13 protein-coding genes are annotated in these 12,087 nt (G+C 62.7%); 7 read left to right on the top strand and 6 right to left on the bottom strand.

Annotated elements, in window-relative coordinates:
* Positions 1-128 precede the first annotated feature (128 nt).
* Together rpsO and DWA01_RS13475 are read right to left on the bottom strand one after the other, a co-directional pair.
* Positions 129-398, bottom strand: coding sequence for a 30S ribosomal protein S15 (rpsO, locus tag DWA01_RS13480; RefSeq protein WP_114286338.1), 270 nt, complete (start codon positions 396-398; stop codon positions 129-131).
* 162 nt (positions 399-560) lie between these two features.
* Positions 561-845: a DUF5665 domain-containing protein gene (locus DWA01_RS13475; RefSeq protein WP_114286337.1), complete on the bottom strand. Its 285-nt coding sequence runs from the start codon at positions 843-845 to the stop codon at positions 561-563.
* A gap of 612 nt (positions 846-1,457) precedes the next feature.
* Between DWA01_RS13475 and DWA01_RS13470 the strand changes: the two genes are divergently transcribed.
* Entirely contained in the window at positions 1,458-2,603 is a 1,146-nt protein-coding gene (locus tag DWA01_RS13470; RefSeq protein ID WP_114286336.1) for a hypothetical protein, read from the top strand.
* Positions 2,604-2,891: 288 nt separating this feature from the next.
* Here the strand turns inward: DWA01_RS13470 and DWA01_RS13465 are convergent, their stop codons facing one another.
* The 3 genes from DWA01_RS13465 to rbfA form a co-directional block, all read right to left on the bottom strand.
* Positions 2,892-3,440: a DUF1643 domain-containing protein gene (locus DWA01_RS13465; protein WP_114286335.1), complete on the bottom strand. Its 549-nt coding sequence runs from the start codon at positions 3,438-3,440 to the stop codon at positions 2,892-2,894.
* Positions 3,441-3,570: 130 nt separating this feature from the next.
* Complete coding sequence (gene truB / locus DWA01_RS13460; protein WP_114286334.1) at positions 3,571-4,476, bottom strand: tRNA pseudouridine(55) synthase TruB; 906 nt, start codon at positions 4,474-4,476, stop codon at positions 3,571-3,573.
* Complete coding sequence (gene rbfA, locus DWA01_RS13455; protein WP_114286333.1) at positions 4,476-4,916, bottom strand: 30S ribosome-binding factor RbfA; 441 nt, start codon at positions 4,914-4,916, stop codon at positions 4,476-4,478. The genes truB and rbfA overlap by 1 nt, the downstream gene beginning before the upstream one ends.
* An 81-nt stretch (positions 4,917-4,997) precedes the next feature.
* Between rbfA and dapB the strand changes: the two genes are divergently transcribed.
* Positions 4,998-5,807: a 4-hydroxy-tetrahydrodipicolinate reductase gene (gene dapB / locus DWA01_RS13450; RefSeq protein ID WP_114286332.1), complete on the top strand. Its 810-nt coding sequence runs from the start codon at positions 4,998-5,000 to the stop codon at positions 5,805-5,807.
* A gap of 160 nt (positions 5,808-5,967) precedes the next feature.
* On the opposite strand, the gene DWA01_RS13445 is transcribed toward dapB, so the two are convergent.
* Positions 5,968-6,150 carry a DUF1674 domain-containing protein gene (locus DWA01_RS13445; RefSeq protein ID WP_200832581.1) on the bottom strand — a complete coding sequence of 61 codons (183 nt, stop codon included), beginning with the start codon at positions 6,148-6,150 and terminating at the stop codon, positions 5,968-5,970.
* Between the two features lie 90 nt (positions 6,151-6,240).
* On the opposite strand from DWA01_RS13445, the gene DWA01_RS13440 reads away from it, so the two are divergent.
* The 5 genes from DWA01_RS13440 (at position 6,241) to DWA01_RS13420 (ending at position 11,995) form a co-directional block, all read left to right on the top strand.
* Entirely contained in the window at positions 6,241-7,524 is a 1,284-nt protein-coding gene (locus tag DWA01_RS13440) for an RsmB/NOP family class I SAM-dependent RNA methyltransferase (RefSeq protein ID WP_114286330.1), read from the top strand.
* Positions 7,525-7,613: 89 nt separating this feature from the next.
* Positions 7,614-9,362, top strand: a complete 1,749-nt coding sequence (locus DWA01_RS13435; protein ID WP_419187007.1) for a heparinase II/III family protein — start codon at positions 7,614-7,616, stop codon at positions 9,360-9,362.
* Between the two features lie 23 nt (positions 9,363-9,385).
* Positions 9,386-10,975: a bifunctional phosphoribosylaminoimidazolecarboxamide formyltransferase/IMP cyclohydrolase gene (gene purH / locus DWA01_RS13430; RefSeq protein ID WP_114286328.1), complete on the top strand. Its 1,590-nt coding sequence runs from the start codon at positions 9,386-9,388 to the stop codon at positions 10,973-10,975.
* 8 nt (positions 10,976-10,983) lie between these two features.
* On the top strand, positions 10,984-11,454 hold the full coding sequence (gene lspA / locus DWA01_RS13425) for a signal peptidase II (RefSeq protein WP_114286327.1): 471 nt from the start codon (positions 10,984-10,986) through the stop codon (positions 11,452-11,454).
* Positions 11,455-11,506: 52 nt separating this feature from the next.
* Positions 11,507-11,995 (top strand): DUF3035 domain-containing protein, encoded by a 489-nt coding sequence (locus tag DWA01_RS13420; protein ID WP_114286326.1) that lies wholly within the window; start codon positions 11,507-11,509, stop codon positions 11,993-11,995.
* Positions 11,996-12,087 lie beyond the last annotated feature (92 nt).

Here is a 12,087-nt window from a genome sequence, read left to right as displayed (position 1 = left end):
CCCTTCCGCCCCCCGATTGCGTACGGGCTGTCTTGCCCGTGGCCTCGTCTTTTGCATGTCGCCCGGAACGTGAAGCCCGGTGCTCCGGCGGCAAAAAAAACGCGCCCCGAAAGGCGCGCTTTTCGTTGTTAGCGGCGGATGCCGAGACGCTGGATCAGCGACTGGTAACGTGCCACATCTTTGGATTTGGTGTAGTCCAGAAGTTTCCGGCGCAGAGCAACCATTTTCAAAAGACCACGACGACCGTGGTTGTCTTTTTTGTGGGTTTTGAAATGCTCAGTCAGCGTCGTGATACGCGAGGTCAGGATCGCAACCTGAACTTCGGGCGAACCAGTGTCGCCTTCTTTCAGACCGAATTCTTTGATCAGACGTGTTTTTTCTTCAACTGTGATCGACATCGGGGTCTCCTTAAAAGGTTAGTGTGATGGCGCAGGCCGGGATGTCGTCCAGCAGGGCCCGTGGAGTGGCTCTTCCGCAAGCGGAGGAACACAATACCTCACCCGGAAGGGCAAGATTTCGCGCGTATAGTCGAAATTGGCTCAAAAGAAAAGACTTTCGTCTCACAGGCTGCCATTGCCCAGCCGGATCTCCGCCGCGATCTGCTTGGCCCAGTCCCCAAGAATGGGAATAAAATCAACCTGAGCAAGCAGATAAGCCACTGTAGAGACCAATATTGTCGCCCCGACAACCGAGCCAAGCCCAAAGGCCAGCCCGCGCAGGAACTGATACCCCATCAGCCGGGCGGTGGAGTTGTGGATGCGCACAAAACGGTGGTTGTTCAACCGGGCCATTTCTTTGCGCAGCGCGGTCAGTTCTGATTCTGTTTCCGGGTCCAATGCAGTCATTCCACCTGTGTAACAGCCCGCCGGGGCAAGTAAACAACCGTGTCGCCGGCAGGCGGAAAATGGTGCGGCGCGAATGCTGCGGCGCGTATGTTACCGCCGGATGCTACCGCATGGGGTGCGGTGGCCCTGATTGCTGTGGCGGCAAGACCGGCGCCCCGTTTCGCAGCCTTCTGCCCGCCCCTCCTCTGTTCCGTCAGCGTCCCGCCGCGCCCCTTCCCAACCTGTCTGCAGCCTGTCTGCGCCCTGAAAGCAGGCCTGGACGGCGCGCCCGGAAGGTGCTTTGCCCGGGTCCTGACCAGGGCAAAGCGCCGCTGCCATGCCAGAGGCCGCGATTCACAACTGACGCGCCGTGCCAGCGCAAAAGGCCGGCCAGTTGCGATTCTGCCCGCTCAGCCCCGTATCGCCCGCTACGGGCGGTGCATAGCCGCACTGATACGGATCAGGAGTATTTCCCTGGCCCCGGAAAGCGCCTCTCCTTGGCCAATGGCAAAAAAGTTATTAGCCAGTCCGCAACCTTATCCATTTATCGCGCATTTTAAGTATTTATCGCCCGTTCACCCTGTGTTCCGCATGTTAGCCTGCCTGCCATTCGTTGTTGAAACAGGGTTGTAAATGATATTTGCACTTCTTCTTCTGGGCGTTTTGCCCATGGCTGTGCTGCCCCTGCTGGGGGAAGCAGACAGCGAGGGTGATGCCGGGCCAGGCGCGGATGACGATATGGCTGCCGGCGGTCAAAATGAAACCGGCGCGACCACAGCGGGTGGCGACATACTTGATGCGCTCAAATCAGACGAAAGCGTTTTGTCGCCCGAGGCGGCTGACTATGTTACCCCACCAGATGAACTGGCGGAACCACCCGGGTCGGAGGGGTCTGATCCCGGCCGCGACATCTTTTTTGAATCCGGGCAGGGCGACACCGAACTGGCGGATTTTATTGCTGGAGAGGATCACCTGACGCTCGCCCTGGCGGACGGTGGCACCGGTGAATTTACCCTCGGCCTGGCAGAAGACGGCACCGCCGCGGAGCTGAGCTACCAGCCACTTGAGGGCGACGGATTTACCCTGAGATTTGCCGGCCATGAAACGGTGCCGCTGGGCGATATTGACCTGGTGCTGAGCGATCCCGTAACCGGCGACACCAGCGCTGCCGCGCTCGCCGATCTGCTGCTGCCTGCGGACGACGCTGGGAATGCAGACGGCGGTGGTGAAGGTAGCGATGAGGGTACCGGGGGGGACGGTGATGGTAACGAGGGTGGTGATTCCGCCGCAGATGCGCCGTTGCAGCCGGTGATTGAGCCCGATCTCACCGGTGGCGGTTCTGACCCCGGCGATGTGGCGCTTGCCCCGGTGATTGAACCTGATGAGCCCGGGCCCGAGGGGGGCGAGGTCGCGCTGCCCCCACAAAACCCCGACACAGTGGACGCACCGGTGACAGGCAGCAGCAATGATGATGACCTGGATATCTACGCCGGTGATACCGCCACCGGCGGTGCGGGCCAGGATACGTTCTGGCTCTGGTACGACACCGATGCGGATGTGGGTTATGCCCGGATCACTGATTTCACCCCTGGAGAAGACATGCTGCGGGTGACGCTGAGCCCCGATCCCGGACCGGAGGGCTACAGCATTGAGGTTATTGCCACCCCGGACGGGCTTGACGCGCGGGTGTTGGTGAACGGGGAAATGGTGGCGCTGCTGCAGGACGCGCCCGGAGCCAGCACTGCGGACGTATTTGTCGACGCCGGAGACGACGCCTGAACAGGCCCCCAAAGCGGCCCCCAAAGCGGCTCCAAAACTGGAGGTGGCTGGTCACCGGTTGAGGTTCAGGCGGCGGTCTCGGTCTCGGTCTCGGTCTCGGTCTCGGCCGCGTCGCCCGCACTGGATCAGACTCCGCCGTCGGATGAGGCATCGCCATGCGCTCAATTCCCGGCAGCAGCCCGGGCGCCGATACCCGCAGCGATTCGCGGACCAGATCACCGGGGAGCGGCCCCTCACCACCACAGTATAACAGCCCTGATTGCCGCGGCCGGGGCCCTGGCCGGGACCCTAACTGCCCGGCCCGGCGCCGCGTTGCACAGCACCGACTGGCAGGGACCACAGTTCCGGCTGCTGCACATAGGCGATATACAGCGGGTGTTTGGGATGCCCGGCTTTGCTCAGCCCCAGGTGATACAGCGGCATTCCGGTGGCGCGCAAAACCGCCTCAACCTCGGGCCCGCGCCCCAGATGGGCGCCATGGGTGCCCCAGCCACAGATGATCCGATCCGCCCAGCCACAAAACCCCAGAATACTGGCGTCATTTTCCGGCCCCACCGGGTCCGCTGCGCCGCGCATTTTTTTCGGATCGGTGTCGCGCCAGGCAAAAATATTGGTGACACAGAACGCACCATATCCAAGCGTGCGGGCGCGCCTCTCACAGCGCTCCACCGTCGGGTCATTCTGCACTTCGGTCGCGGTGGACGGGTTGAGCATGATAAACAGCGCCCGTTTGCCGGCCGCGTCCCAGACCCGGCTCAATGAGTAGCGGTAGCGCTCGCAGTCAGAATAGACCGCAACCGAGGCCGCATCGCCTTTGACATGTGTCCGGGTGATCATCGCGCGCGCATCCCTGTGTGTGGCTTAAACGCCCGGTTTCTTTTTGGCTTAAATATCCCCGCCGGAGGCCTCCCCGGCGGCGGAATTTCAGCCCATTGCAATCCCGGTCGCTCCTGGTCTGCAGGCCTGGCTACTGGTTGAACACCCGGCTCGGGTGCAGCTCGCTGCCACGCAGACGTCCGACTGCAACCGCTTTGCCGTCTTCCGAGGCCCAGGCCTCGTCGCCATATTCTGCCTCGCCCGGATAGACCAGGCCAGGGTTGCCATGGCGCAGCTTTGTCGCACCGTCCCCGGCTACGCGCAGCTCCGGCAGATCATGCAGCCCGTCTTCCAGCGGCCGCAGATACTGGTCCAGCTCACCGGTTTTGGCCAGCTCATCCACCAGCTCCATTGAGACGCCGTCATCTGCTTCCCATTGCCCGGACCAGATTCGGCGCAGGTGATGCACATGGCCAAGACAGCCAAGCGCCGCGCCCAGGTCGCGCGCGATGGCCCGCACATAGCCACCCTTGCCACACACCATTTCAAGCTCGGCGTGGTCCGCATCTGGGCGGGAAATCAGCCGCAGCTCATCCACATACAGCGGCCGCGCGGCGATCTCGAACTCGGCGTCGTCACGCGCCAGCTTATAGGCGCGCTGCCCGTCGATTTTCACCGCAGAGAACTTTGGTGGCACCTGCTGGATGTCACCGGTAAAGGCGGGCAGGGCGGCGCTGATCTGCGCATCCGTCGGGCGCAGATCGGACGTCGCAATCACTTCGCCTTCCATATCGTCGGTATTGGTCGCCGCACCGAGCCGTACCACAAAGCGGTAGGCTTTCAGCGCGTCGGTGACATAGGGCACTGTCTTGGTCGCTTCGCCCAGCGCCACCGCCAGCACCCCGGTCGCTTCGGGATCAAGCGTGCCCGCATGGCCTGCTTTGTTGGCGTCCATCGCCCAGCGAACCTTGTTGACCACGGCGTTGGAACTGATGCCGGCGGGTTTGTCGACGATCAGCCAGCCATGAATGTCACGGCCCTTTTTGCGGCGTGCCATTACGCCTCTCCGCTGTCTTCATCAGAGGGCGCTGCGGTGTCATCCGCTTTCTGAACCAGGTCGCGGCGCACGTTGTCGTCTTCAAACAGACGCTTGGTCCTGTCCATCTGCTCATAGGTGTCATCGATGCGGAAACGGATTTCCGGCGCGTGACGCAGGCGCATCATCTGCGACACCAGGTGACGGATCTCACCCTTGTTGCGCCGCAGTGCCTCAAGGGCCTCCTGCTGACCCTGGCCACCGAGCGGCAGCACAAAGGCGGTGGCGATGCTCAGGTCACCGGTGACGGTAACCTCGCCCACAGTGATCATCATGCGATTGAGATCCGGGTCATGGATTTCACTCCGGCCCAGGATCTGAGACAGGTTGCGGCGGATCAGTTCGCCGACGCGCAGCTGGCGCTGGGACGGGCCCGCGCTGGTATGTTTATTCTTTGCCATGGGCGCCAAATAAGCCCGATTGCGCTTTCATGCAATAACGGCTTTGGTTTATTGAAGGGGAAATGGACAGGAGCCAGGCGCATGGGTGATAAAATTGGGATTGTTGTAACCGGGGCTTCGGGCCGGATGGGGCAGATGCTCATCAAAGCGGTGACCGCGTCAGAGCGCTGCCGGTTGGTTGGCGCGCTGGAACGCCCTGGTCACGGCTGGGTCGGCGCCGATATCGGCACCTGCATGGGCGGTGCGGCGCTGGGCGTCACGGTTTCTGATGATGTGGACGCCACTCTCGCCGGAGCGGATGCGGTGATCGATTTCACCGCGCCTCAGGCCACCATCGCTTTTGCCGCCGCCGCTGCGCGTGCCGGTGTGGTGCATGTAATCGGCACCACCGGCATGAATGATGGCGAAATCGCGCAGCTGGCGCCCGCTGGCAAAGACACGGTGATCGTGCGCGCCGGAAATATGAGCCTTGGCGTTAACTTGCTGACCAAACTGACAAAAATTGTCGCTGCGGCGCTGGATGAGGACTTCGATATTGAAGTGGTCGAGGCCCATCATAATCAAAAAGTCGATGCGCCGTCGGGCACTGCGCTGATGCTGGGTCAGGCCGCGGCCGAGGGCCGGGGTGTTGCGCTGGCAGATGTCTCTGACTCCGGCCGGGACGGCATCACCGGGGCGCGCAAACGCGGCGACATCGGATTTTCCGCCATCCGTGGTGGCGATATTGTCGGCGAACATGACGTGCTGTTTGCCGGTGCAGGGGAACGCATCGTGCTGCGCCACGTGGCCTCGGATCGCAGCCTGTTTGCCAAAGGCGCGCTGCGCGCGGCGCTCTGGGGGCAGGGAAAACCTGCCGGTGAGTACGATATGATGGACGTGCTCGGCCTGTAATACGGGCCAGTTGTAGCTGAGCGCAGAGGGGGGCGCGCGCCACTGCGTGGCGCGCGCCCCCCTCTTCTTTTTGCTATTGTTGCGCAAAACGCCTGCGCCGCTGTTCGTCTGTCACTGCCAGCTGACCCGGCCACCCGCTATTGGCCGCCGGTTGCGCCGGTCAGAAATCGACAGCGATTCCCTTTTTTTCCCAGTCGCCAAAGCGCACCGGCTCCGGCCCGTCACGACCGCCAAGTTCCGGCGCCAGGCCTGGCCTGTCTGCGGCCAGCTTGCGGCGTTCTTCTGCCTCGGCCAGCGCGCGTTTTGCCGCTGCCGGCAGCTCAGGGGTCTCAGAGGCACTCATTGCCGCACTCCTTGTGATGTTCTCCTTGTTGATATACGGCATCGGACCCATAGAACAAGCCACAGACCAGCTCATACAAAGGACATCACCATGGCGCAGAAACAGCCCCTGCCAGGATACGCCCCCCGCCGCGCAGCGGTCTTGTTGCTGGATGCGGTGGCCGAAGGCCGCCTGCTCCCGGAAGTGATGCCCAAAATCCTGTCGCGGCTGGAGCCCGAAGACCGCGCCCGCGCCCAGCGCCTCGCGCTGGGCGCCCTGCGCAACTTCGACCGTTGCGACCGGATCCTCGGCCCCTTTCTGAAAAAACGCCCCTCCGACACGGTGATGTCGACACTGCGGCTGGGCACTTACGAGCTCTGCGTCGAACAAGCCGCGGCGCACGGCGTGGTCAATTCGCTGGTGGCGGTGGTGCAGGCGGGCGGCAAAGCGCGGCATTTTTCCGGCCTGGTCAATGCAGTGCTGCGCAAGGTCGCAGACAGCGGCCCGGCGGCCTGGGACAAACTGCCGGAACCGCGTCTGCCCAAATGGCTGCGCAAAGTGTTGCTCGCTGATTTTGGCAAAGACATCGTCGCCGCCATCGAATCAGCCCATCTCGCCGGCGCGCCGCTGGATCTGACCGCCAAAGGTGATGGCGCAGAACTTGCCAACCGGCTTGGTGGCGTTTTATTGCCGACGGGGTCTGTGCGTCTGTCTGATGCGGCCCAGGTCTCGGCCCTGCCCGGATATGACGCGGGCGACTGGTGGGTGCAGGACGCAGCGGCAGCCCTTCCGGCGCGCATTCTGAACGCACAGCCCGGCGAGACAGTGCTGGATATGTGCGCCGCACCCGGCGGCAAAACCATGCAGCTGGCCGCTGCCGGCGCCGAAGTCACTGCGCTGGATATTTCCGAGCGGCGCTTGCAGCGGCTGAGCGAAAACCTGACCCGCACCGGTCTGTCCGCCACCACTGTGACGGCCGACGCGCTGGAATTTGAAGCGCCCCAATTTGACGCCATCCTGCTGGATGCGCCCTGTACTGCAACGGGTACAATCCGCCGTCACCCCGACCTGCCGCAAGCCAAAGATGGCAGTGATTTCCCCGGCTTGTTCGAGTTGCAGGAATATATGATCGACCGGGCCTGGGCGCTGCTCAAACCTGGCGGGCGCATGATCTACTGCACCTGTTCACTGCTGATTGACGAGGGCGAAGAGCAGCTGCGCGACGCGCTGACCCGCCATTCCGACATGCGTATCGAACGGGATGCGTTGCTGGTGCCGGGGGTCGACCCTGCCTGGGTCGGCGAAGACGGCGGCCTGCGTCTGCGGCCCGATTTCTGGGCTGAGCACGGCGGCATGGACGGTTTCTTTATCACCCTGTTCCGCAAAGCCGGCTGAGCCGCCTCAATTACCGATGACACTGGCGCAGCCCAGGGCTATGCTAACCTCAAACGACCAAACCAAATTTGGCAATGAGGCAGCAACACGTGTCCAACGCAGACAGCTGGACCGCGCGGAAAACGCGCTGGATGAACCACTTTCACGCGCACCGCGCCACGCGGGCGCGCCCGCCGACCGGTTTTTGTGCGCAACCGGAGCCGCGCACCATCGGCACCTTTGGCCGCGGCCGGCAGCTGCTTGCGGGGAATTTTCTGTTTGCAGGCTATCTGGTTCAGGCCCCGGAACGGGGCATCTGGGACCTGACCGCGCCCGGGCAGGGGTTTGACGAAGAAATCCACGGCTTTACCTGGCTGGATGATCTGGCGGCGGTCGGCGACTACGCCGCGCGGGAACAGATCCAGACCTGGCTTCGTGACTGGCTTGCCCGCTATGCCTCCGGGCGCGGCCCGGGCTGGAGCCCGGACCTGACCGGACGCCGGCTGATCCGCTGGATCAACCACGCGCAGCTGATCCTGTCGGGGCAGGGTCAGGACATGACGCATGCGTTTCAGACCTCTCTGGCGCAGCAAACCCTGTTTCTGTCGCGGCGCTGGTCTGTCGCCAGCCCCGGCCTGCCCCGGTTTGAAGCCCTGACCGGGCTGATCTATGCCGGTCTCGTGCTGGAGGGGATGGAGGAGCATGTGGATCCCGCGATCACCGCGCTGGCGCAGGAATGCGAAGACCAGATCGACGATCACGGTGGCATCCTGACCCGCAACCCCGAGGAACTGCTGGACGTTTTCACCCTGCTGAACTGGGCGGCCTCGGCGCTGTCTGAGGCCGGGCGCCGCGCCTCCAATCCGCATCTCGCCGCCATTGAACGTGTCGCGCCGACGCTGCGCAGCCTGCGCCACGCCGATGGCAGCCTTGCCCGCTTTCACGGCGGCGGGCGCGGGCTGGAGGGCCGGCTCGATTCCGCCCTGGCCAGCTCAGGCATCAAACCGGGTCTTGCCCCGTTCCTGTCGATGGGTTTTGCCAAGCTCTCCGCCGGGCGTACCACGCTGATCATGGATGCGGCCTCGCCGCCCTCCGGACCCATGTCCTGGAATGCGCACGCCTCCACCCTGGCGTTTGAGCTGACCTCCGGACGGCGTCCGCTGGTGGTCAATTGCGGCTCCGGTGTCAGCTTTGGTGCCGACTGGCGCCGTGCCGGGCGCGCCACGCCCTCTCATTCCACGCTCGGGCTGGAAGATTATTCCTCCTCGCGTCTCGGGCCGCGCACCTCGGTCAACGGCTTTCAGCGCGAGCTGCTGATGGATTTCCCTGATGACACCCGCATCGAGTCGCGCCAGGCGGTGGATGGTACCGGATTTGTCGCCGGGCATAATGGCTATGTCTCCACCCATGGGCTGACCCATGTGCGCCAGATTGATCTGTCAGCGGACGGGCGCGGCATTGCCGGCGAAGATACCCTGGCCACCATCACTAAAGAAAATGAGGCGCAGTTTGACCGGGCGATGGCGCGCAACGGGGCGACCGGCTGCGCCTTTACCGTCCGCTTTCACCTGCATCCGGATGTGGATGTGGCGCTGGATCTGGGCGGTACGGCGGTCTCAATGGCACTTAAATCCGGCGAGATCTGGGTATTTCGCCACGATGGAGGCGCCACTCTGTCGCTGGAACGGTCCGTTTTTCTGGAAAAAGGCCGCTTAAAGCCCCGTGCAGGCAAACAAGTGGTTCTCAGCGGCGTCGCAATGGACTATGCGACGCGCATCCGCTGGACTTTGGCCAAAGCGCAGGAAACCCCCACGACCCTGCGTGATCTTGGGCCCAGGGACGGTGCGACAGCTGAATGATACTTTCTGGAGGCCACCCAGCCATGACCGATCTTTATCCCGTCCGCCGCGCTTTGCTTTCTGTTTCTGACAAGACCGGTCTGATCGACCTCGGACGTGCGCTTGCCGCGCGCGGGGTTGAACTCTTGTCCACCGGTGGCTCAGCCAAAGCGCTGCGCGATGCCGGGCTTGAAGTGCGCGACGTGGCCGATGTGACCGGTTATCCGGAAATGATGGACGGGCGGGTGAAGACCCTGCACCCGGGGGTGCATGGCGGCCTTCTGGCACTGCGCGACAATGACAACCACGTTGCCGCGATGAAAGAACACAACATCGGTGCGATTGATCTGCTGGTGGTGAACCTCTACCCGTTTGAAGCCACTGTGGCGGCGGGCGGCGACTATAACACCTGTATCGAGAACATCGACATCGGTGGCCCGGCGATGATCCGCGCCGCCTCCAAAAACCACGCCTTTGTAAACGTGGTGGTCGATGTGCAGGATTATGACGCGCTGTTGGCCGAGCTGGAGGCCCATGACGGCGCCACCAGCTATGCATTCCGCCAGAGACTGTCCCAGACCGCTTACGCGCGCACCGCAGCCTATGACGCCGCTGTGTCGGGCTGGATGGCGCAGGCGATTGGCGAGATCGCGCCGCGCCGCGCTACCTTTGCCGGCGAACTGGCCCAGACGCTGCGCTATGGTGAAAACCCGCACCAAAAGGCCGCTTTTTACACCGATGGTTCGGGCCGTCCTGGTGTCGCCACCGCGACCCAGCTTCAGGGCAAAGAGCTGTCTTACAACAATATCAACGATACTGACGCCGCGTTTGAACTGGTGGCAGAATTTGACGCCAGAGACGGCGCTGCCGTCGCCATTATCAAACACGCCAACCCTTGTGGTGTTGCCCGTGGCGCCACCCTGGTCGAGGCCTATAAAAGCGCCTTTGACTGTGACCGCACCTCGGCCTTTGGCGGCATCATCGCGCTGAACCAGCCGCTGGACGCCGACACCGCACGTGAAATCACCGGCATCTTTACCGAAGTGGTGATCGCGCCCGGGGCCTCTGATGAGGCGCGCGCGATCTTCGCCGCCAAGAAAAACCTGCGCCTGCTGGTGACCGACGGTCTGCCTGACCCTAAACTGGGCTCGATGACCGCGCGCCAGGTCGCCGGTGGGCTGTTGGTGCAGAACAAAGACAACGGCTTTGTTGGCATCAATGATCTGAAGGTGGTGACCGAAAAAGCCCCCACTGAGGCGCAGATGCAAGATCTGCTCTTTGCCTGGAAAGTCGCCAAACACACCAAATCCAACGCCATCGTCTATGTGAAAGACGCCCAGACCGTTGGTGTTGGTGCCGGCCAGATGAGCCGTCTGGACAGCGCCACCATCGCCGGTCTGAAAGCTGAACGTATGGCCGAAGCTTTGGGGCTGGACGTCAGCCTCGCCAAAGGCTCTGCGGTGGCGTCTGACGCATTCTTCCCCTTTGCAGACGGGCTGCTGGAAGCGGCGGCGGCAGGGGCAACCTGCGTGATCCAGCCCGGTGGCTCGATGCGCGACGACGAAGTCATCAAAGCGGCAAATGACGCGGGGATCGCCATGGTCTTCACCGGCATGCGCCACTTCCGCCACTAAGGATCCTTATGCGCCTGCTCAGCCTGACCGCCATTATCGTGTTTCTGATCGACCAGATCAGCAAGTGGATCGTGATCTACCGGCTGAACCTGCCGTCGCGCGAGGCGATCGAAGTGTTCCCGCCCTACCTGGTCTTTCGCATGGCCTGGAACCGGGGCATCAACTTTGGCCTGTTTTCGGGCGAAGCTGAGTTTACCCGCTGGGCGCTGATCATCCTGTCGCTGGTGATCTCGGCCTGGGTCGTGTGGTGGGTGCGGGCTGAAAACGCAGCCCCCCGCGGCATGGTGTCCGCGGGGCTGCTGCTGGGCGGCGCGCTGGGCAATGTGGCCGACCGCATCACCCTTGGCGCGGTGGCGGATTTTCTCAACATGTCCTGCTGTGGGTATTCCAATCCGTTTTCCTTCAACATTGCCGATATTGCGGTCTTTGCCGGTGCCTTCGGGCTGATCCTTTTTACCGGCAAAGAGAACACTGCGTGACGGGGGCAATCTAATCGGCTAAACAAAACAACAGGTTCAGAGGGAGACAGCAATGCGAGCAGTATTTATGGTTTTGGCAGCAGCGGTCACGCTGAGCGCCTGCAGCAGCAGTGAGCCGCGCCTGATGCCTAAATCCGGCCTGCTTGGTCCCGATGAATTCGCTTTGCTGCCGGGAAAACCGCTGCAAACACCCACGTCCCTGACCGAGTTGCCCCTGCCCACACCTGGCGGCAGCAACCTGACTGACCAGAGCCCCAAATCCGATGCAATTGCGGCGCTGGGCGGGCGCGACAGCACCGGCGCCGCTGACGGCGCGCTGGTCAACTATGTCAGCCGCTATGGCACTGACACTGGCATCCGTTCTGATCTCGCCGCCGCAGACCTGAGTTTCCGCAGCCGCAAAGACGGCTGGTTCCAGGGCTTGTTTGGCGGCAACCGTTATTTCAAAGCCTACCGGCGTCAGGCGCTGGACGAATATGCTGAACTGGCGCGGCTGCGCGCGCTCGGCATTGAGACCCCTTCCGCCCCGCCAGTGGAATAAACACTCTCACAATCGCGTTGATTGCTCTGCTTCGGGTTGATGTCTCGCGGCAGGTTTATATCTTCTTTCCCAGGTACTTTGCAAAGGAACTG

The sequence above is a fragment of the Candidatus Halocynthiibacter alkanivorans genome (assembly GCF_003333265.1).
Taxonomy (GTDB): Bacteria; Pseudomonadota; Alphaproteobacteria; order Rhodobacterales; family Rhodobacteraceae; genus Halocyntiibacter_A; species Halocyntiibacter_A alkanivorans.
The sequence above is the reverse complement of the archived record's forward strand: the minus strand, read 5'-3'. Positions and strand labels throughout refer to the sequence as shown.

What these genes read in the sequence shown, in the direction of transcription:
- rpsO (WP_114286338.1), bottom strand. Translation starts at nt 398, where the DNA reads ATGTCGATCACAGTTGAAGAAAAAACACGTCTGATCAAAGAATTCGGT.
- DWA01_RS13475 (WP_114286337.1), bottom strand. Translation starts at nt 845, where the DNA reads ATGACTGCATTGGACCCGGAAACAGAATCAGAACTGACCGCGCTGCGC.
- DWA01_RS13470 (WP_114286336.1), top strand. Translation starts at nt 1,458, where the DNA reads ATGATATTTGCACTTCTTCTTCTGGGCGTTTTGCCCATGGCTGTGCTG.
- DWA01_RS13465 (WP_114286335.1), bottom strand. Translation starts at nt 3,440, where the DNA reads ATGATCACCCGGACACATGTCAAAGGCGATGCGGCCTCGGTTGCGGTC.
- truB (WP_114286334.1), bottom strand. Translation starts at nt 4,476, where the DNA reads ATGGCACGCCGCAAAAAGGGCCGTGACATTCATGGCTGGCTGATCGTC.
- rbfA (WP_114286333.1), bottom strand. Translation starts at nt 4,916, where the DNA reads ATGGCAAAGAATAAACATACCAGCGCGGGCCCGTCCCAGCGCCAGCTG.
- dapB (WP_114286332.1), top strand. Translation starts at nt 4,998, where the DNA reads ATGGGTGATAAAATTGGGATTGTTGTAACCGGGGCTTCGGGCCGGATG.
- DWA01_RS13445 (WP_200832581.1), bottom strand. Translation starts at nt 6,150, where the DNA reads ATGAGTGCCTCTGAGACCCCTGAGCTGCCGGCAGCGGCAAAACGCGCG.
- DWA01_RS13440 (WP_114286330.1), top strand. Translation starts at nt 6,241, where the DNA reads ATGGCGCAGAAACAGCCCCTGCCAGGATACGCCCCCCGCCGCGCAGCG.
- purH (WP_114286328.1), top strand. Translation starts at nt 9,386, where the DNA reads ATGACCGATCTTTATCCCGTCCGCCGCGCTTTGCTTTCTGTTTCTGAC.
- lspA (WP_114286327.1), top strand. Translation starts at nt 10,984, where the DNA reads ATGCGCCTGCTCAGCCTGACCGCCATTATCGTGTTTCTGATCGACCAG.
- DWA01_RS13420 (WP_114286326.1), top strand. Translation starts at nt 11,507, where the DNA reads ATGCGAGCAGTATTTATGGTTTTGGCAGCAGCGGTCACGCTGAGCGCC.